Below are 19294 nucleotides of genomic sequence, written 5' to 3'. Positions count from 1 at the left end.
GGTCAGTCCTGGTTGGAGGTGTCGGAGTCGTCGCCAACCATGAGGTCGACGGCATTAAGCAGCTCTTTGGCCGGTATCGGGCGCTCAAGGAACATGCTTGCTCCGAGTGTTGCGGCCTGCTGCCGCACAACCGGTGATCCGTCTGATGTGTACACGATGATCGGCGTGTCCTTGTTGATGCCCTGCCCTTTGCGAACCAGCTCCAGGACATCGAGACCTGACTTGCCACCAAGCATTACATCGGTGAGTACAAGCTGATACCGCTTGTGCTCAAGGATCTGCAGAGAAGCGTTGCCGTTGTCGCAGGTGTCCACCTCGTATCCCGCCTTACGGAGAACGCTTGAGTAGAGGTGCAGGTTGGAGGCCTGATCATCAACCACCAGGATCGAAACAGGCTTGGAGGGGCCAATGCTCATTACGCGACCTTTCGAACCGTTGTCTCGGCAAATGCCGCGCGATCGTCGTCCTGGCTAATCTTCACCGTCACCGGACCCACAAGGCGATCACCAACGATTCCATCGGCGCGGCTGGCATGTTCTACGAGTACCACGCTCGAATAGTCCGTGAGCTGCAGCGACTCAAACACTGCACACCAGGCAGCCGTTCGGTTGCTGGCTTCGAGAAGCGCCTCCGGTGCACTCAGCACCACAACATCCAGGCTGACATAACCCACCACGTACACACTCAGCTCATGCTGTTTGCCGTTTGGGGCGGAATACGACAGCGGCCGCTTCAGATCGGACAACAGGCCCAATCTGAATTCCCGCGCGGCGATGTCGGCACGGCTCTGGGCCGTTGCACCTACGCGCCCGGCGGTTCTCTCGTTTGTTGGCATGTCAGTAAAGCTCATCGAATCGCCTGGTGAAGCAAGTCCGTGCTGGACGGGGATCGAGCGGAATGATCGGCTCATCCAGCATGTGATCCAGACCTTCTGAGAACGGCTCAGCTGGTGCAATTCCGAAGTGGCGCATTTCGGCAGCATTGGCCTGCCTATCCGCGCACTTCAGATGTGCCATGTCTTCCGCTGAAAGTGGCGGCAGTCCATAGGCACGGTAAATGACGTCCTGCAACTGATCCTCAATTGGACGGTACAGGGAGCCGACCAAGTTTTTCACCGCAGGCCCGAGATGGTGCATGTAGGCCTCCGATGCATCGTGCAGTAGGCCGTGAAGAGCGAGCCGAGGATGAACGATTCGGCTCACAACGACGCTGTGCTGTGCGACCGAATAGAAATTCGCGAGCTGCCCGACAAAGCGACAGCAGTTGCTCAGGCCTGTACTGATGTCCTCAATCCTGATGGTGCTGGGACTGGGATCAAACAGGTTGACGCGCTGGCCTGAAAGTGTCGGAACTTCAAGCATCACATTATAGGACGCCTTCGCGCGCAGGGGGTTGATATGGGTCATGCGGCCAGTTTTCCCCGTCCACTGCCCCTGACACTGGGGCGCGACTTTCACGCAGCACCCTTTGCCGGATGTGTGGGAAAAGCAAGCAACAAACGCGCGAGCGCCAGTTTTTTGGGGTGATCAAGGGTCGCCATTAGCCTGCCGGCGGTCAACGTCGACCCTGTGATACCGCTAATACGTTCAGCTCGTTCAGGATTTGTCAGGGCTTGCACCAGAAGTGCGAATGCCCTTTCCGTGTGTCGCACCGAATTACGGTCTATTCGTGCCGCATCGAGCGTGATCTGTGAGGTTCGCGTCGCGCCGCAGATGACCGCCTGGCCACCGAACAGGTCGGGTGTCAGTAGGGCTGCGGCCTTGACGGCTTCCAGGAATTTGGGCTCTTGCGTGTGCATATCGAGAAGCGATCAGCGAGGCTGATACCGAGGCTATGCCACACCCCCTAGCCCTGAAAGGGGGTTTGTGGGGTGATTCGCGTCTATCCAATGCTTCTGCCGAACGGCGGCAGCGCGCCGAGGATCCGTTTCCCATAACCCTTGGTCAGGAGGCGGGCATCGAGAAGATGGATCGATCCGGTGTCGGTCGCACTACGGATCAATCTGCCTGCAAACTGGGTTAGAACACGGATTGCATGCGGCACAGAAATCATCGCGAAGCTATTGAGTTTTCGTGACTCGTACCATTCGCTGAGCGTAGCAATGATCGGGTCTGTGGGGACCGGGAATGGCAATTGCGTGATGACCACGTTTGTGCAGTATTTGCCTTTGAGGTCTAGTCCTTCACCCACACTCTGCATCCCGAAAATGATAGATCCTTCGCCTTTCTCAATGCGTTCGATATGTCGTTTGACCAGTTGCTGTACAGGCTCTTGGCCTTGCACGAGGACCCTTGAGGTGATGTGCGTCGGCAGCAGATCGAAAACGGCTTTCATCTTCGACTTAGCCGTGAACAAGACGATACTTCCCGCTGCAAGGTCCAGATTTTTTTCGATGTACTGAACCACCTCACGCGTGTGAGCATCTCGGTCCTGCGGCGTGAAGCGCATACGCGGCACATACAGCTTCGCCTGATTTGGCAGGTCAAAAGGAGACGGAAGGCTGACCATTTCCGCATCCTTCGGCACTCCCATTTCGGTTGCGATACCGTCGAAGTTTCCGCCTGCTGAAATCGTGGCCGAAGTCACTACCACTGAATCAACCTTACCCCACAGCAGGCTTCGGAGCAGCTGGCCGGCGCTCGACGGCGAGCAGTGGCAGATGATGTCCGTGGCGTCCTTAGTCAGGGTGATCCATCGCGCATTGGGCGGCGCACCAGGAACGTCGGACTTTGCCCAGGTACTCCAGAGCGTGACGTGCTCTGCCATCGACTCAGCGAACATGCCCACCGTTGTAACGAACTTGCCGCGGTCAGCTTCGCTGATCTTGCTTGAACTCTGAAGCCTGCTACTTGCCGCCTCTAGCACATTGTAAATCTTCTGCCCCCAACGGAGCAGCTGCTCGCAGTGCTCAGCCCAGCCCATCGGCAACTCACCGAGGGGCGCTCGCCACATCGCTTCATACTCCCCGGGATCCGGCGTCCAGGCGTTGTCGATTTCCGTTTTGAGCATCCGCAGTCGGCGGCTGTATTCGCTTGTCGCTTCCACGAACTCGGGCGGGCTCGTGTGGGCCAGCTTCTCGGCTTCCAGTCCGCTGTAGACCCTGGCCATGACCGAGGGCAGCTTTACCAGCTTGCGGATCGACGACGACAATGCGATCGACGCAGCACCGGTGTCGATCGCAATGGACGGCAAGTGATGGCCTTCGTCCAGCACCACGATCATCTTCATAGGATCGCCTAACATTGGCTCCTCCGACACCTGCGCCAGCTCCAACGCCGAGAGCAGCAGTGCATGGTTCACGACCACGATCTGAGCATCCTGCGCCGTCTTCCGGGCCTTCAACGCGGGGCATGCCCCCACGAAGGGGCATTTGCGTCCGATGCAGCCGCTGGCGTTCGTGGACACGTGCGGGCGCACGGATGGTGGAACTGGCACCGGCGGATTGTCCAGATCTCCATCCCACTTCTGGAGCTCAAAGCGAGCGATCAGCTCGTTGATGACAGTCGTGTCGGAACCGGACAATGGAGCTTCATATAGCGGGCCGATGTCCCCAAACAGCTCGTCCTGCCCACCGCTGGCGTTGCCGTTTGTTCCGGACGCCTTAAAGGGACAGAAGTAGCGTGCCCTGCCCTTTAGCAGAGCCACGGAAGCGTTGATGCCGGTGGCCTTCAGGAACGCGGGAACATCGCGGTCGTATAGCTGCGACTGCAACGCAACTGTTCCAGTGCTGAGGACCAGCTTCCGTCCAGTGTCCAGCGCCAAGGGCACACCTGGAGTCAGGTAGCCTAGACTCTTGCCGACGCCCGTGCCCGCTTCAATAAGCGCTACGCCGCCAGTTGTACCCAACGCACGAGAAGCGATGCCGATCATATGGCTCTGGGAGCGACGCACGGCAAAGCCAGGTGTGTTCGCCTGCAGCTCAGCGTAAGTGCTGCGGATCCTCGTGCGCTGATCTTCGGTCAGCGACCGGCTGGTTTCGGGCTGGGACATGGGAGGGTGGACGGCATCGAGCTACCCGCGGTCGGGCTGTCGCCCGCCATCGGATTTCACCCTGGCCGCAAGCTTTCCTTGAGAATTCACCCTACTTTCGCAAGCGCAGCGTTCGGCACATGGGGGTACAGGTTTTCTGCTCTGAGTATCCGGGCCGGCTGTGGTTGCCAATCAGAGTGTCGATCTACGGCGACAAGGATGCAGCGTGCGGACGCCCTAGCTCGCCTCGCCAAATCGCGCGTGCCGGGCCCAGGCCGCGACCGGAGTGTCTGTCCGCCGCCATTACGACGCCGTGGACGAGTAACACCGCCTAATCAGGCGGGTACCTTGGTAGATGTGGACCATGGTCCTCACGGTCCACGTTCAACGGACACGAGGTTTGCCCGCTGCAGGCCAGTGAAAGCTGGGCAGCATCGCGCAGCCCAGCTTTCAATCATCGAGAAGGTTAGGCGACGAGTGCCTTCTCACCCGGATTCTGGCCATCATTCGCCGCATTGTCGCCGGCGCCGACCTCACCCGCGCCCTTGCCCGTGCCGGTGTCCGCATTGGCACCGTCATTGCGGGTGGGATCAGGATCGGAATCGGGGTTGGTCTTGACTTCGGGCTTGGGGGCTTCCAGCACCTTCGTTCCAGCCTCAAGGAGGCGCACCAACGTTTCCTGGTCGGCCAGCTTGATCTCGATGTCGCCGTTGGTCAGCGCCTCGATGGCGCTGCCGACGTTCTTGGCGCGGATCAGCACCGGCTTCTTGTTGGAACCTTCGGCGGGCGCTAGGCGGACAATCTTGGCGCCCTTGATATCGGCCTCAATGCTGGCCGGATGCAGCGTGCCGCCGGCGGCGTAGTGATTGGTGATGTCGTCCTGAGTGGCGATGCTCGGCTTCCAGCTGTTACCGGCCAGAACCAGCAGGACACCGGATTCCTTGGGGGCACGCACCAGGTTCTCGGACTGGTCGCTTTTGCGGACCACATGGAAGATTTTTTCCTTTGCCACGATTGATTCCTTGCTTACGGGGGTCGATTAGGGATGCGATCGGCTGGCCAGGCCGCGAATTAGGCGAGTATCTCCAGTGATAAGAAATTACTACTCGGTGGCCACCGACGCAGTGTGCGTGGGAGGCGTCTCAGGTCATGCGAACCGCACTTTCGACAGCGAGTCGCTGCCCAGTTCGGGTGGAAAGGGGTGCGGGCCTTGTGCCGTGCACCCCACCCCGCGTGCACGGGAAGGGCCTGCCTTAGCGCCTTCGTTATCTCCCGGCGGGATCGATCGATGCTGAAGTGCATGCGGATGAAGGAGGCCAGGCATCGTTCGCCAAAGAGCCGAAAAGGGTACTGCATGTCGTCTTGCCCTGAGCTGCGCTCCACTTGTCTTTGGGCTATTCGCAGGTTTGCTCGACGGCTCTCGTTACCGTGAAACATCAGTGCAGGCTCACCGAAGACGCTGACATGCTGGACTTGCGTGCCGCTGAGGTCTGTTGGGGCAAGCACACAATGGCTGTGATCTTCACCCGGACATCCTTCATGCCCGCTCTGATAGCCTCCGACACGATGAGCTCCCGGTACTTTGGCAGCGCTTCAGCAGAATACTTCTCGCGGGAGAAAACCAGTCGCTCGCCCTTGTTGGCACGGAACCCTTGCGCCCGGGTCTCCTGCCCTCTCAGAGCGGACTGCCAGTGGAATTCGATGCGGTAGGCGTGCATGTGATGTCTCCGGTATGCACACAGGTTATGCAGTTGAGAGGATGCGAAATTGGGGTGCAGAAAACATGCTCACAGCACTTCCCTGCCGAAGATCAGCCTGCCGACAGTGGAGTCAGCTTTCAGGCCTTGTTTTCTTCTCAGACGATGCCAGCTGGTCCAACTGCTTAGCCTCTCGCCGGCTGACCTTGGTGGTTTCCTTCAGCATCAGCTTGAATCCGTAACTGGCTGCCGCGAAAAGCGCATCGCCCTGATCCAGCACGATGTCATGGAAGGTTTCCATGAATTCCAGGTCGTGCGCGTGGCTGCCCGAATCCTCGGTGTCGTGGAGGTACTCATGCACCAGCAGATGCGCTAGTCGCATGAAGCCTGGCAGGCCCTGCTTCATCATGTCGGCCGCAACACTATCGACCACGGCTACATAGCTCTGCCCGTCTGTGTACGCATCGATACCCTCACCGCGGCCGAGCATCAGCTCCCGCCTGGCAGTTATCGTCCCGGTTTGCTGCCGGATCGACGCAAGCACAGTGTTGTGGGTTTCTTCCGCACAGCGCAAGAACAATCGCTGCTTGCTCGAAAGCTCAGTCGCCATGATCTTGGACGACTGCATTTGTTTGTAGCCCGGGCAGTCCGCGAAGTTCTCGTAGATCGTCAGCTCTTGACGGTTGCTCTGCAGTGCATCCCATGCCGCAATGACGTCTTCGCTAGCCTTAAGGTGCTCAGGGAGGCTCCACGTCAGCCGATCGCCGGCCGCTTCCAACCGACGCCTCCAGACTTGAACCAATGCGGCCACCGACTCAACCCCGAAGCGTTCCAGTGTCACCTGCCCAAGCACCACAGCCGTCTTATCGCGGATCATTGCTTCCGCCATACGGTTACCCATCTCTGCGACTGTGATTGGTGTGCCGCCGTAGTAGCCAGGCTTTAGGACGTCATAAAGCGTGACGTGCTTGCCGTTGGAAAGTGTGATGATAGGCCTATCGAAGTTGTCAACGTTAGCCGGATCGGCAGTCTGTAACGCGAGATAGGTCCGGTCCGAATCGTTAAGGCGCTTCGACTTAGTTCTAGACGCCAACTCCGCGATCTTGGGCCGAAGTTTGGCCCAAACCGGACAGCTCTGGCGCATGATCTCATTCCGAGAAACGTTAAGCGTGAGGTCGTGACCTCGGCGAGTCACTAGCGTGCCAGCGATGCCCACGTTGCTAGAAGACAAACTTGCGACAAATATGCCCTGATTGTAGATGGCGAGAGAATAACCATCGGAGACGCGCAGGAATGCTTCCTCCGTGGAGATCGTCCACATGGACTCAGAGGGCGCTCTTGACAGCTGCTCGCCGTTGAACATGATGGGTACTTCCGAGTAGCGGACCAGCTTCTCCAGCTCAGTGCGGAACTCCACCATCTCTACGTTCGTCAACGGTTTGTAAAACGTTGCTTCGATACGCAAACCGTGAACGTGGGGTTCTTCGGTGCCGAGATACCAGTTGAATCCGCGCTGGCGAACGTCCACGTCGAACAGGAAGTTGTGGGAGTACATCTTCGACTTGCACCACGCCCATAGCTGCGCGCGCCCAAGTCCGAAGCGTCCAAACTCACGAACATGATTCGTGTGGTCGAAGCCAAAAACGTTAAAGCATTCGAGAACTTCTTCCCTGGTCCTGAATCCATGACCGTCATCGGTAATCGACATCGCGGCGGACGACAAGTTGATGCAGATCTTGCTCGCGCCCGCGTCAATCGAATTCATGATACAAGCAAGGGAACTCCTCCCGAGGGTGCTTGACTGCGAATTTACGGCGTGTATCAGGAACGCTGAGGAGAACTCGAACGTATGCGATTCGAGCTTACTGGTGCTGGACCGGTCGGTCATTTTGTCATCCGTCAGGGAAGTGAGAGGCATAGACTTCGCTGCTGCGAAGACGATCGACTCACGTTGACGGATTCGCAGATCCGCACCATCGGGCCCGGGCTTTCTGCGACCTCAGCAGCGACGCAAGGTCAGCGACTGCTGCTATATGTCAACGATCGCATGCCCTTGCTCGGTCGCGATGCGACATCGGCAGGCACATCCATGCGATGACAACGCAGGGAGCATCAAGCCTGCGCTTAGCAACATTCCCAGACGGAAATGGACTCTTCAACGTCTATCAGTCGCGACCTTTCACTTCTTGCTCGACGCCGCCCGGCATGAGCCAGCGCCCAGCTACGACGTCGACAACATAATGGTCTTCGGATTCAGCCAGGTCGCGGGCAACTGCTTCATCGCATGTTCCCTCTATCTGCCCTTCCATCGTATTGGTGATGATGTAGCGGTACTTCATAAAATTGCTCCTTCGTGGTGCCGAACTAGATGACTTGGACGCCCTGCAGGAGCGTGGCGCGCTGGCGCGCTGGCACATCCCTCGGCGTCAGCAGGTCGATACGACCGCGCAGCAACTCCTCCAGCTCTGCATGCAGGCGTGTCATGTCTGCGTCGGATGTTCCGGGCTTGAGATCCACCAGAATCGATGCGTCGACATTTGGGGATCCCGCTCCCACCAACCGCGGGTTCGTGGCGCCGTGACTGGCCACCAAACGACGAATTGCGGAGCGATGCGATGTGACTTCTAGGCTCATGCTATTGGAAGTTCCTTGTTGGATGATGTGATTGCTGCTGCAGCCCTCTCTCAGTGTGTGGTTCGATCTGACACAGTTGTGGGCACACGGCTATTGCTTCCTCACATCCGAATGTCGCCGGCTACTCCACTTCTGAGCGAGTTCCAATTCGGTCTTTGAGAGCTCGTCGGATAGCACGTTCCATATGTCGAGCTCGACCTGAAGGTCCAAACTGTGTTCTGCAAGGGAGTGGAGATAGGCGACTTCATCATGAGTCAATGGTTGCAAGCGTTTCGCCGCTGCAAGATGAGCGCGGTGAACTGATGCATTGGTTAGCCATCGAGTTAGACCGACCAACATTGCGCCCGCTCCTAGCGTCAAACCGGCTGTGCGTAAGGACACCAACTCAAGCACGGAGATGGCACCAACCGTCATCAGGAGAAGTCCAATGGCCACACCTGCGCCGATTGCGACTCGAAGTAGGTTCTGCTTGTGGTTGAGATGCAGCTTGATCCGCTCCATGTCCCTGTCGAAAGCGGACAAGGGCGAGTGTTTGCGCAGCTCAGGGATGCCGCTCTGCCCGGAGGCTTTCATTAGGTCGCCTCTGGTCGCTTCAGCTCACCGAGGACTGCCTCAAGCAGCGCACGGGTTTCCTTGGAAAGGCCGTCGTACCCCGGGTCGCTGGTGACGGCGGATGTTGCTTCGTGGAGCCGTGGAGCCGCCTTCTTGAGCGCCTTCTTGAAGGCTGCCTGCGGCAGGTTGCGGACTGTCAGTTGCTTGTGCCCGGCGTTCTTGGCACGCTCGACCATCTCCAGCGCCATGCGCTGCGCTGCCACCGGGCCGTGCTTACGGATCAGTTCCACAGCAACCTTGGCTGAGGCCTGGCCACTGGCCACCAGTTCAGCTAGCCGCGGCGGGGCGCTGGCCAACGTAATCAGCAGCTGAAGCTGTGGTGGGCTAAAGCGCTTCTTCGCTAGCAGTTCCTCTTCGGTGATACCAAGGTTCATGAGGCGTTTGACGACGATTGCGGTTTCGTATGTGGTGAGGTTACGGCCGTTGTTACTGTCGATGAGATCGAATTCCAGCTCCTGCGGGGAGATGGTCTTAGGCTTGAAGATGACCGGGACCTCTGTGATTCCGGCGCCCTCATTGTTGGCCAGCTGCAGAGCCTTCATGCGTGAGTGGCCGCGGATCAAAGTCACCCGGTCTTCGCCGTCGATCTTTGCCACGTACACGACCACCGGCGAGTCGGCATGGAAGCCCTCAGCCTTCATAGAGTCGGCCATGCTTCGCACGTAGGAGTGATAGTCATCCCCCTCATAGCGAACGTTGTAGCCGGGAATGACGTGGATCGTGGCCGGGTCGATGAAGTACAAGGAATCCGATCGGCGGTTCGCGTTCTTGATGACCTTTACGTTGCCTGGGACCAGGCTGGTTTCGACTTCGGAGGTAGGCAGGGCTGTGCTCATGCTGGTCTCGGTGCGATTGAGTGGACGAACCCACTTTCACAACATCGGCCGCCATCAGTCGGGGGCGCGCATTTCCTGCGGAACGCAAAAGTGGTTTAGCAAGTCTGCGAAACAACTTTTCCTGCCGTAACCGGGGTTGGGGGGTAATTCGTTGGCACTGCAGATCCAGGTCGTTCGTAGCGACGCAACGAACGGTGCTGCTCAAGGACCAACGCTTCGAGGCGTGAGGTACAGATAGAGCTACTGGGTGATGTCGTCACCTGCGGCATAGAAGTGCCGAGCCTTATGAAGAACATGGTGACTGTATGCGACCAACAAAATTGGCGGCTCCTTGGCCGCCCAATTGCTTGCTAAATCAATTTCTCGTTAGTGCTTCTGATGGTCATCGCTCGAATAGAGAGTCATTTTGGCGACCTCTAACATTGCCTGGTCCAAAAGTTTTCTTCTGTAGACCGTCCGTAAATTAGGGTGAAGTCGGACGCAACGGTAGATGAGAATGACAGCCACCAGTGAAAAAACCAAAGCTAGCAACCCGTCCTTAAAAGTTACCCCATAAAAAGCAGCCACGGGTATGGTCAAAATCAGCATAGCGAAGAGCAGAACAGTCTCCACTACCCACATGAATCTGTCATGCCGGAGGATGATGAGACGACTAGGGGTCCACCCGACATCATGCGGAATCGGCTCTTTCGCGTACTTGTTTACTATCGCGAGACGTTCATCTCTTCGCTCTTTTTCATACAGTCCCAGTAGCCAACCATATACGATGCGAAATTTAAATAATAAGAATCCCATTAGTATTCACTGCGTTTAATAATTATTGTCATAATTGCCCAAACAGCACTAAAAAAAGCTAGAACTACAAGCGCCACCATGGCCCACCACTCCAGCTCGCTGCCTGAGAAATCGGGTTGGACCAGCCATGCTCCACGGGCTCCAACAAGGCATAGGGCCAATGAACCGAAGGCGACGCCGCAAGGAGGATCCTCCTTATCGCCTTCGGCAAGCGATTTAGCGAGAGGAAAGGTCGCTGCAAGTGCCGCGACAATTGCGGGGGGCCAAAATTTACCACCGAAAGTGATGATGCTGACAATAAGTTCGTTGACTGCTCTCCAGTTAGCGAGAGCCATGACCAGCAAGCTAATGCATAGCATGATGGCGACATGGAAGAACATGTAGGTAGGTAGCCTCGTGCCGGGAACTGAGGGAACAATTTTCATGTCGATGTCTCTGGATTCGGAAGTCATACCCGCACTGACCTGCCTTCAAACACCCGTATTTCATTCGCAAATGCTCGCACCTCGACCACTGCAACTGCAAGGCGCAAGCCGCCCACGAGGCAGCCTGTCAAGGGCATGATGTACAACAAGTAGTCCAGAAACGGCAACATAGTTTCGAAGTACTTTTGCATTGCGGCTGGCTGCGCTGCGGAGGCTGGTCCCTGAAACAGATCCAAGAAGAAGAACCTGAATATCGGAGCCCAGACGCAGACGAATGCCATCACTGCTGACTTTACTAATGTGTCACTCGCAACGCCGCCGACAATGAGCAGCACCGCTGCACTCACAGTTGCTAGGGTAACGAAAGACATGGGGCTTGCGGCAAGATTCCACACCATGATCGCGATTGCCGCGAACGCAAGATAAGTCCAAGCCTTGCCAAGACGAATTTGGGCAAGCGAGTGCAGCAACTTCATTTCGTCAAGGCTCAGTTTCATTTGGTTTCCTTATTTGCAGATGTGGCGATATCGGCCGATGACAAGCGAATTTTAGGGGCTGGGCAGTTCGCAAACCAGATCCGACATGCGGATGCGGGATCCTAACGAACTCACAACTCGCATTTTCTCGCACCCGTCGAGATGTGCTTGCGGGTGCACGATTGTTCTCACGCAGGCAGTAGCGGCGGCCTCCCTACAGCAAACACGCCTCCAAGCCAAAGCGGTTGGCCATCGTCGTCGACGGGGTTCGGGTAGGATACTAAGCTCTCCAATTGCTCGTTTCCCAGCCGCACCATCTCATCGAGTGGGCGCCTGGATTGATGCAACGTGTAGCCCGTGCGCTGCTCGATGTCTCTGTACTGTTTGTACAGTTCAGGGCGATACCTGGCACCGTTGGCGATATCGCGGGCACCTGCAAAGAAGCAGAACACGCACGACAAGCGGCTGCTGCCTGAGAGATAGGCTGGGTGGGGTACTTGGCCGGCGGCAGCGATCGTACGCCAGACCTCTGCGGTAGTCATGTCGTGGATCGGCAACCACTCGAACCAATCGCGGCCACGAACTGTGCCTCGTTTGTTGATCGTGAGTGCGATGCGCTTTGCCCTGGCAGGGCTCTCCGCTGCACGCATTCCCATGCAACTGACAACCGTTGAGAAGAGCTTGTCTTTTGCATATCGGCGCACCTCGCGCTCTATTGGGCCCCGCTTGAGATCGGACGTGCATTGACGACTTTTTGCCCCTGGCCAACAGCTAGAGTTCGGACCAGGTCGCACCTCGTAGCGCCGCTCAACCATTTGCAGGAACGTTTTAGGTGCACGCGCCACAAGGAACGGCAAGCCTGCAACCTCTGCCTGTTCCTTCGCTAACTCTAGCGCGCCGTGCCACTCCGACTCACCGAGCGAGGCATGGATCACCAACAACTGCGCAGGCGGAATTCGATCGATCAGCTTGATGAGCATTGCCTGCGAGTCCTTGCCACCGGAGTGGCTGACCACGAAGAGAGCGTTCCGCTCGATCAACTGCTGGATTGTGGGTAGCTCGTCCATACAGTACTCAGCGGCTCAACATCGGGTGGCTGGCATCGCGACTGCCATCGTTCATGGCGGCATCCAGCTCGCCGGGATCAAGCGATTCCAGCAGCTCGGTATCGATTCCCTCACACGCACGCATGCAAGCCAGCATGCGACGGACAGAGGCCTGTGCTCGATTCGGTCCTTCCGCATCGAGGCCGTAGGCAAACCACGCCAGCAGCGATACTTCGTCGCTGTCTATCCGAAGGCCCTTCTCGCCACGGGCGGTGCTGTCCTCCCTCGCCCGCCAGGCGTAGCCCAGCGTCATGCCCAGCTTTGCTTCCGCGCGAGAGTTCGCCACAAGCTCATGATGCGTCTGAGCTGTGACCTCGGCCATGCGCCGCGATTCGCCGGTTAGAAGCTTGGCTAGTGCTAGCAGCGTGGCCACGGAGGAGTCCAAGGCATTAGCTAGCTGTCCGGTCAAGTGTGCCGGCGGCGCCGGTGCGGTCTCAGGTTCACGCTCCAGCTGATGGACTAGCTGCTCGATAGTGGCCACGGACATATGCTCCACCTCGGCATGCTCCTCACTTGCCGGAGCCGACTCCTGCACCCTCGCGAGCAGCCTCCGATAGTCAAGCAGAACAGGGGGGATGGCCTGGGCGAGCTGGCGAGCGATTGGGGACATCGATGCGGTTCCGGTGGGTAACGAAACCAGTATCAGCCCTTGCGCTGCCGCGACACGCGGGCGCGGTATTCCTACCGCTTATCAGCTATCCCGCTCGTAGGAGATTTCTCGGCTGCGCTCCACAGATACAGATTCCGTCTCGACCAACCTGCGCTAGTAGGAAGCAAAAAAAGTGAGCGATCGCGCCACGCTCAATTGGATCGAACTCCTACCATAGGCGTAGCAAGTCCCACTCTACCTGCTGTGATCGACGGGGACGGCAATCGAGACCCAGTCGGGCAGTTCGACCGTGACGCCGTTGTCTTGCCGCATGACCAGGTTGTTAGTCCATGGATGTACAGAGTAGCGCCCAGATACCACACATGAGCGTTCTCGCATCTGTCCATTGATCGCGACGCAAGCTTGAGAGTCGAGCCTCACCGTTACCTCCGCCGGACGGGGGTGCCAATAGCTCCACCATGCGAGGGCTTGAAGGACACCGTAACAGACCGCTGCCGCTCCGATTAGCTGGGAAAGCGTGCTGTAGGTCGGCTTACGATCTTCTGATTGCATTTTCAGGTTCAATGAGGTTTCTTGAAGCGAACAATGATACCGTCAAAACGCGACCGAAGATCCTAAGCTCCAGTTTGGCAATCTGCGAGGGATCATCTCCTAGATCGCGACGCTGGTAAACGCAGTCGTGGTCTTCATAGGAAAACTGGCATGTCGCAAAACGAGGCGTAAGCCCTACACCCGGATGCCACTTTTACCTTCACACTCGGGTGTCATAGACCATCGTCAGGGTTGAAATACCGGAAGAGCGCGAACGTTGTTCGTTCGATCGCAATACATACCAAAAACGCGATAACAGGCTTCGAGCTGAAGACCATAGCCATGCAATGCATGAAGGTCCAATCTTCCCTATAAGCTTCTACCTCAGCGAAGAACCAGAATATAAGCACAGCAGTGCAGCACAGTATGCTGGCGGCACGAGCAAGGTGATTGACGACGGCAATTAATGCTATCGATATGTTTTGCAACCTCGCTCGATGTGTAGTGGTTTTCATGTCCTTTCCTAGTTAAGTGGAGACACGGCTTACCAGTCCGTACCACCGATGCTGGTGCTGTCAGACGAACAGCTGCTGAAGACGCTCCCGTCTGAAGAAGCTACGGCACTGTCAGTGCAATTTGTTGATGAAATGTTGGGTACGAGAGCGTCGCCGATTATGGCACCCGTAATCGATCCGCCTGTGGCAAAGCCTATCAACGCGTTGTTTGTCGCAGCGGCGGTTGCTAGCGACAAGCTGAAATCCTCGCTTTCATGCTTCTCACTGTAAGCGCTCCGCCTGACAGACCGCGAAGATTGGGTATCTGCCGTTGGCCGGAGGGGTTTGGAGTCTGGCTTGGAAGCGAGTTGTACAGGGGGCTGATGCAGTGCATTGCCAAACCAGTTGTAGCGGAACGCGAGAACTCCAGCAATAAAAAACGCCAGGATGACAAAGGTAAGGATCACCACCCATTCCAGATATCCAGAATTAATTATGTCCACTACGTTTTTTACCATTTTATCCTCATTAATCGTCATAATTTGTAAATCCATGTCGGACTTGCCTGGTGATTGCTGGACTGCTAATCCCCTAAATTGCATAACTTTAGGATCTTTGGGAAATACTACTTTTCATCAGCTTCATAAGTTCTACCGGCTAACTCCTCATAAATCGATTGACGCTCGGCTGGCTCTTCTAACAACAAGGCCTGGTCTTCTACTGCACCAGCTACCTCTTCAGCGGCTTCAAGGTCACGCATTCGGAAGACAAAACCGGCAGCAGCTGCTGGCCTGACCCATTCCAAAATATCGACATGAGCCTGAGCAAGCATCTTGAGCCTTTTGAGCTCTCCATTATCCAGAGGCTCAAGACTACCGCTGCGAGGCACAAGGCCAAAATAGGGAAGGAACAATGCGGTTACCGTCAGAAATGCAAGGCCCATCATCCAGTAGATGTTCGTCGATAAGGTTGCCGGGAATAAAAGAGCGAACGCGATGACTACGATAAATCCTACGTAGTATTCTGACAAAATGAAACTGACAGTTTTTTTTACCTTTCTTGCTTCTTCATCGGTATAAACAGCGTGATTTTTTGAATTGGACATATTCGTTCCGGTTTATGCATCGCCATGTCGTTTGCATGACAAGCTATAAATGTTTTGCATCACGAGTGCGACAGGTCATCTCCTAGTCGTCGCGTACCGCCTGCGAACCGCACGGGTCGGCATTTTTAAGGGGCAAATGGTAATAATGGCCACGCCACAAAATCCGGTCGCACTTATCGGGTACCTGCTGCACGAAAGCGTCGGTAAGCGTAATGGCATGTCTGCGCGGGTGCCAGTGGTTATGATCCTGCGCATTCCACACGCGAGGCGCATCACAACTGCCGCCGTTGGCTAAGTAGGCAGGACTGCACGGTTCCCACTCGTCCGGGTTGATGACCGTCATGGCAATGGTGTCGCAACTGGACGCGGCGAACGTGTCTCGCACGATTGTCTCCATCCACTGGCGGGTGTTCGGACCACTGCTGTCGCGCACCTCGTGCCCATCTGCACGCAGCGCCAAAACGAGTTCCGACCAGGCGATCGTGCAGGCCAATCCTAGTCCCCTGGGTGCCGATGAGAGAAGCTGCGCAGCGGGATCGCGCGGCATCACTGCTCCCGGGAAGAGATGTTCAGGGGTGTTTTTGTCCATGATTGATCAGGTCCAAGTTTGCACGAATGAAGGGTTACAGCAGTTTGGAGTAGATTTAAATCAGGCCAAGATGCTGGGTGGCTTCGTCTTCTTTTCGGCATCTCTGCTATTGCAGCGGTATTGCTTTCCGTTCCGAATAAGAAGTGGACCCGGCGGCATCTGCGCTAGCTCCTCCGGAGTGAACTCGATAACGCAGCTGGCGCCATTGGGAAATTGGGCACGGAACATGTCAGTGACCGTCTCATTCGGACGAACCGCACTGACGGGATCGATGACGGTGAGGGCGGCAATCAGGAGAAGTTTCATCGTGCTCTTCGGAGTTGGTATTGCTACGTTATGGCTGGGGAGTATTGGTACGAATAAACGTGCTTCCGAACGTTCATCCTACTTATTAGTAATCGATTCAGAGCTGGACCTGGTTTACTCCATCGCTGTATGGAACGTTTGCGAGTATCTGCCTCTTGTGAGCTGCCACATTGGGGCGCTGAATTTTTCAGCTATCCGGATTCAACTGTTGGTGCCCACAAGTTGTCGCGGAAGATTCGGAACTCCAAGTCTGTGCAACAGCTTGGCGACCAGGCAGGCCACGCCGTAACTCCAACCTCCGCCAACGACCGCGCAAGTCGCATAGACCTTGGCCGCAAACAATGGCCGCTCGACCCACGAGAACGGGGCAAGCCGAAGCGGCTCATCGAACGCAACGCCCACTGTCGCTCCGATGTACCCACCCAGCGGAACGAAGACGACGGCGGCACGAGGCCAGCACACCACACGGCTATAGAAAGCCCCGTTGGTCGGCAGCACCAGAAACCAAACCAGCACGCCTAAAGGTGCAAGAGTCGCCAAGTGCATGAAAACCGATGTTGCGTCCATGTTCACATTTGCGTCCATGCAACGCAGCACACCGAACATGGACCGCATTCGCGCCCTACAGCGAGAGGTTCTTCATTCATGGATCTTCACTCGTGGACGTAGCCTAACGACATGATCCGTCCTCGACCCCTCCTGCGCTAGTGGGTTTTCAACCATTTCCGGGTGCGGCCTTGCACCTATCCAGCGCAGCCAACAAGCACTCAGCTGCTGCTGCTTGATGACGGCTCTTGTATGTCGGTGCTGCATCGCCGCGTGGGTCGCACACGACGCGCCACCTCTTGTCCGGGTAGTTGCGTGAGACGCAGCCGATAGCGCCGTTGGCGTATCGAATGCTGGGGACATACCAGCCCCCATCGCGCCACGGCGTGTAGGTGAACTTGGTGGGGATAGTGTCGACCAGTGCGGCCAGCTGGTCGTCAGGGACGATCGGCATTTCCATGGGACAACCCGTTGAGGTGATGTCCCATCATCGGATCCGGAAACATGCCCACATGCGGGCGCGCGATTCCTGCTGTGACCAGCGAATCCCCCGCCACCTCCGCAGTACTACTGGGGCATGGACGGGGACGGCTACTGCTTAACCTATCGCGGCTGCATTGCTATGTGCGACCCCAACAGGGCGCCTGGCGATGGATTCGTGGCCAATGCGGTCACTGTCCGTGGCGATGAAACGTTGATCGCATCGTCTCCTGGCAAATTCTCCTCCCTAACACCAGAAGCCGCCTTCTAGTTCGCCAGCCATTGGGCAATACGCTGGATCGATACGTATACCGGGTAGGCCACCCGAAGTCGATTACGCCATTGCCCCAGCAATGCGGTCCACATTGGCCTGCCCGATCACGTCTATCGTTGTGCGATGGAGCCCGAACGGGTCCGCAGCCAGGCCTGCTGCCATCCGGTGCTCACTTCGTTCGTTTGCATCATGGATGCGGGTGATGAAGAGGTCCACGCATCCCTGAATCCCATCGCGCTCTGCAGCATCGACCATCTCGCGGACGTGACATTTGTTTAGTACGAAGAAGACACGCTCGTCCAGCACAAGGGCAGTGGTGACGCACCCATAGTCGGAAGTGTGGTTGTTGTAGCTGATGTGGAATCGATCGAAGTTTCGGACACGGTTCGTCGCCAGCTGCCGGGTGACCGGGCAGCGCTGGGAAGAGAGGCTGTTTGCGGTGTTGCGCGAAATTTGCGAGGTGTTCATGTCCATACTCGACTAATGGAGGGGCGTGTGGCTGAGTCGATGGCCCCGCTCAGAACGGCAGGATCTTGATGAAATCTTCGATGATCGCTCGGGACTCCTCCTCGGTCAGACCGTGCAAGGCATGCAAGCCCGTGGCCGAAGACACCAGGCGACGCGTAAGGCTGTTGGCCTCTGCCATGTCGATCGAGACGCTCACCCGCTGCTTGTTCTCGTAAAAGGGCTCGGACTGGCACAGCAGAAGGTAGGCAATCCCTACGGTCTCGGCATCGCGGTGCAGGTAGTGGGCCCACAAGGGCAGCATCGCTGTCAGCTTAGCGAAGAAGTCGCGCGCCTCAGGCACCTGGTAGATCTGCCGGGGATCATCGTTGTAGCCGTCGAACATGAAGAAGACACGACCCACAAAACGGCGCACATTCTCGGCGTTGTGGCTCAATGCATTGAGCTGGCCTAATGTGTCGCCAATGTCGCCCCGCTCCACGCGCTCCCGTGAGAACACGAAGATGATCGCATCGTGATTGAGGATGCTCGGATCGAGGGGAGTGCCGTCGAGGATGTGGAATATTTTCATGGATCTATTGAACTACGTTGCCAATCATGACCTTGAGGGAGCGAAATTGCTGCGCATTGCGTTTGCTTACATCAGACCCTAGGCCGTCGAGACATTCTGCGTTCTTCTGAATTTGAGCGAGCTGGTGGAGTACCTGCCATGTTGAGTGGGCGGGCCCATACTCAGCACCTTCATGCACCACCAGCCAGCCTTCTCTCACTGCGGCAATCGTTGCCGTGGTTCCATCCGCCATCACTACTCGCTTGCCATCACAAACATCGCCGTGTGTCGGATGGAACTGGTCAAAAGCAACTGCCGGCATGCGTCACCTCCTTCTCGATGAAAAGTATTCCGTCCCTCAGGGGGTCTCGTAAGTGGGGTTTTGGCTGGATTCGCTAAACCCGAAGCTGCATTGGTAGGTCCGCAGCTCTTGTGCATTTGGGAATATCTGATCGAGGTGCGGAGCTAGTGCCGCGTACAAGGCTGTTTCGACAACGTCACGACACTTGTTTGTCAAGCGACCAGTCAGATCTGTCGACAACATCGTCATTAGGGAGTCACCATTTGTGTTAACAGCATGTACGGCGCGAGCAGCTGCAGCCTGGAGATTGAATGAGCTTGGAACTCGCTCAACTCCGGTAGCCAACCAGCCCTTCAATTCGGCTTCCACCTCATCGGCGCGATAGTCGCGCTGCACCATCTCAAGAAGTCGTGTGATTCGCCAGCGCGGAACTTGGGTAAGAGTGAGAGGTGAAACCTGTTTGCCGTTCATGCCTAAGTTCCTTGTCGGGATA

Annotated in this window: 27 protein-coding genes; all 27 read right to left on the bottom strand. The window is 56.8% G+C overall.

Translation table 11 applies throughout. The features are described 5' to 3' along the window. Nucleotides 1-2: 2 nt before the first annotated feature. The 27 genes from EO174_RS11690 to EO174_RS11565 all read right to left on the bottom strand — a co-directional run bounded on the left by EO174_RS11690 (nt 3) and on the right by EO174_RS11565 (nt 19272). Nucleotides 3-416, bottom strand: a complete 414-nt coding sequence (locus tag EO174_RS11690) for a response regulator (protein WP_005989570.1) — start codon at nt 414-416, stop codon at nt 3-5. Further along, entirely contained in the window at nt 416-850 is a 435-nt protein-coding gene (locus tag EO174_RS11685; protein WP_005989569.1) for a hypothetical protein, read from the bottom strand. Before EO174_RS11685 ends, EO174_RS11690 begins: the two co-directional genes overlap by 1 nt. After that, nucleotides 837-1406 carry a hypothetical protein gene (locus tag EO174_RS11680; RefSeq protein ID WP_005989568.1) on the bottom strand — a complete coding sequence of 190 codons (570 nt, stop codon included), beginning with the start codon at nt 1404-1406 and terminating at the stop codon, nt 837-839. Before EO174_RS11680 ends, EO174_RS11685 begins: the two co-directional genes overlap by 14 nt. Before the next feature lie 47 nt (nt 1407-1453). After that, nucleotides 1454-1798: a hypothetical protein gene (locus EO174_RS11675; protein ID WP_005989566.1), complete on the bottom strand. Its 345-nt coding sequence runs from the start codon at nt 1796-1798 to the stop codon at nt 1454-1456. An 83-nt stretch (nt 1799-1881) separates the two neighbouring features. Continuing rightward, nucleotides 1882-3990, bottom strand: a complete 2109-nt coding sequence (gene dinG / locus EO174_RS11670) for an ATP-dependent DNA helicase DinG (protein ID WP_005989564.1) — start codon at nt 3988-3990, stop codon at nt 1882-1884. Between the two features lie 445 nt (nt 3991-4435). Further along, a complete protein-coding gene (locus EO174_RS11665; RefSeq protein WP_005989563.1) occupies nt 4436-4981 on the bottom strand; it encodes a hypothetical protein in 546 nt (181 codons plus the stop codon). A gap of 424 nt (nt 4982-5405) precedes the next feature. Next, nucleotides 5406-5687 (bottom strand): hypothetical protein, encoded by a 282-nt coding sequence (locus EO174_RS11660; protein WP_005989561.1) that lies wholly within the window; start codon nt 5685-5687, stop codon nt 5406-5408. 112 nt (nt 5688-5799) lie between these two features. After that, complete coding sequence (locus EO174_RS11655) at nt 5800-7431, bottom strand: ATP-binding protein (protein WP_005989559.1); 1632 nt, start codon at nt 7429-7431, stop codon at nt 5800-5802. Nucleotides 7432-7831: 400 nt separating this feature from the next. After that, nucleotides 7832-8005: a hypothetical protein gene (locus tag EO174_RS22935; RefSeq protein WP_005989553.1), complete on the bottom strand. Its 174-nt coding sequence runs from the start codon at nt 8003-8005 to the stop codon at nt 7832-7834. A gap of 25 nt (nt 8006-8030) precedes the next feature. Next, nucleotides 8031-8300: a nucleotidyltransferase gene (locus tag EO174_RS11650; protein WP_005989551.1), complete on the bottom strand. Its 270-nt coding sequence runs from the start codon at nt 8298-8300 to the stop codon at nt 8031-8033. Nucleotides 8301-8390: 90 nt separating this feature from the next. After that, nucleotides 8391-8873 carry a hypothetical protein gene (locus tag EO174_RS11645; RefSeq protein ID WP_005989549.1) on the bottom strand — a complete coding sequence of 161 codons (483 nt, stop codon included), beginning with the start codon at nt 8871-8873 and terminating at the stop codon, nt 8391-8393. Then, nucleotides 8873-9748 (bottom strand): ParB N-terminal domain-containing protein, encoded by an 876-nt coding sequence (locus tag EO174_RS11640; protein ID WP_005989546.1) that lies wholly within the window; start codon nt 9746-9748, stop codon nt 8873-8875. Before EO174_RS11640 ends, EO174_RS11645 begins: the two co-directional genes overlap by 1 nt. A gap of 794 nt (nt 9749-10542) precedes the next feature. Continuing rightward, entirely contained in the window at nt 10543-10968 is a 426-nt protein-coding gene (locus tag EO174_RS11635) for a hypothetical protein (RefSeq protein ID WP_074053050.1), read from the bottom strand. Between the two features lie 23 nt (nt 10969-10991). Further along, nucleotides 10992-11465, bottom strand: coding sequence for a hypothetical protein (locus EO174_RS11630; protein WP_005989538.1), 474 nt, complete (start codon nt 11463-11465; stop codon nt 10992-10994). A gap of 167 nt (nt 11466-11632) precedes the next feature. Further along, nucleotides 11633-12511: a phosphoadenosine phosphosulfate reductase family protein gene (locus EO174_RS11625; RefSeq protein ID WP_005989536.1), complete on the bottom strand. Its 879-nt coding sequence runs from the start codon at nt 12509-12511 to the stop codon at nt 11633-11635. A 7-nt stretch (nt 12512-12518) separates the two neighbouring features. Beyond that, entirely contained in the window at nt 12519-13160 is a 642-nt protein-coding gene (locus EO174_RS11620) for a hypothetical protein (protein ID WP_005989534.1), read from the bottom strand. A 764-nt stretch (nt 13161-13924) separates the two neighbouring features. Then, nucleotides 13925-14206 carry a hypothetical protein gene (locus tag EO174_RS11615; protein ID WP_005989530.1) on the bottom strand — a complete coding sequence of 94 codons (282 nt, stop codon included), beginning with the start codon at nt 14204-14206 and terminating at the stop codon, nt 13925-13927. A gap of 29 nt (nt 14207-14235) precedes the next feature. Then, the gene (locus EO174_RS11610) at nt 14236-14739 is read right to left on the bottom strand and encodes a hypothetical protein (RefSeq protein WP_074059005.1); all 504 of its coding nucleotides are present in this window, start codon (nt 14737-14739) and stop codon (nt 14236-14238) included. A gap of 71 nt (nt 14740-14810) precedes the next feature. Next, nucleotides 14811-15290, bottom strand: coding sequence for a hypothetical protein (locus EO174_RS11605; protein WP_005989526.1), 480 nt, complete (start codon nt 15288-15290; stop codon nt 14811-14813). Nucleotides 15291-15372: 82 nt separating this feature from the next. Then, nucleotides 15373-15879, bottom strand: coding sequence for a hypothetical protein (locus tag EO174_RS11600; RefSeq protein WP_005989524.1), 507 nt, complete (start codon nt 15877-15879; stop codon nt 15373-15375). A 60-nt stretch (nt 15880-15939) separates the two neighbouring features. Further along, entirely contained in the window at nt 15940-16185 is a 246-nt protein-coding gene (locus EO174_RS11595; protein ID WP_005989523.1) for a hypothetical protein, read from the bottom strand. Nucleotides 16186-16386: 201 nt separating this feature from the next. Next, nucleotides 16387-16791, bottom strand: coding sequence for a hypothetical protein (locus EO174_RS11590; RefSeq protein ID WP_074053047.1), 405 nt, complete (start codon nt 16789-16791; stop codon nt 16387-16389). A gap of 109 nt (nt 16792-16900) precedes the next feature. Then, on the bottom strand, nt 16901-17191 hold the full coding sequence (locus EO174_RS11585) for a hypothetical protein (RefSeq protein WP_005989519.1): 291 nt from the start codon (nt 17189-17191) through the stop codon (nt 16901-16903). Between the two features lie 354 nt (nt 17192-17545). After that, nucleotides 17546-17953, bottom strand: coding sequence for a hypothetical protein (locus EO174_RS11580; protein WP_125459552.1), 408 nt, complete (start codon nt 17951-17953; stop codon nt 17546-17548). 49 nt (nt 17954-18002) lie between these two features. Beyond that, on the bottom strand, nt 18003-18521 hold the full coding sequence (locus EO174_RS11575; RefSeq protein ID WP_005989513.1) for a hypothetical protein: 519 nt from the start codon (nt 18519-18521) through the stop codon (nt 18003-18005). 4 nt (nt 18522-18525) lie between these two features. Next, a complete protein-coding gene (locus EO174_RS11570; protein ID WP_005989511.1) occupies nt 18526-18822 on the bottom strand; it encodes a hypothetical protein in 297 nt (98 codons plus the stop codon). Between the two features lie 36 nt (nt 18823-18858). Further along, nucleotides 18859-19272: a hypothetical protein gene (locus EO174_RS11565; protein WP_005989510.1), complete on the bottom strand. Its 414-nt coding sequence runs from the start codon at nt 19270-19272 to the stop codon at nt 18859-18861. Nucleotides 19273-19294 lie beyond the last annotated feature (22 nt).

It is taken from the genome of Xanthomonas sp. BRIP62418 (assembly GCF_003993495.1).
Taxonomy (GTDB): Bacteria; Pseudomonadota; Gammaproteobacteria; order Xanthomonadales; family Xanthomonadaceae; genus Xanthomonas; species Xanthomonas euroxanthea.
Note: the sequence above shows the minus strand (reverse complement) of the source record. Positions and strands in the feature narration are given on the sequence as shown.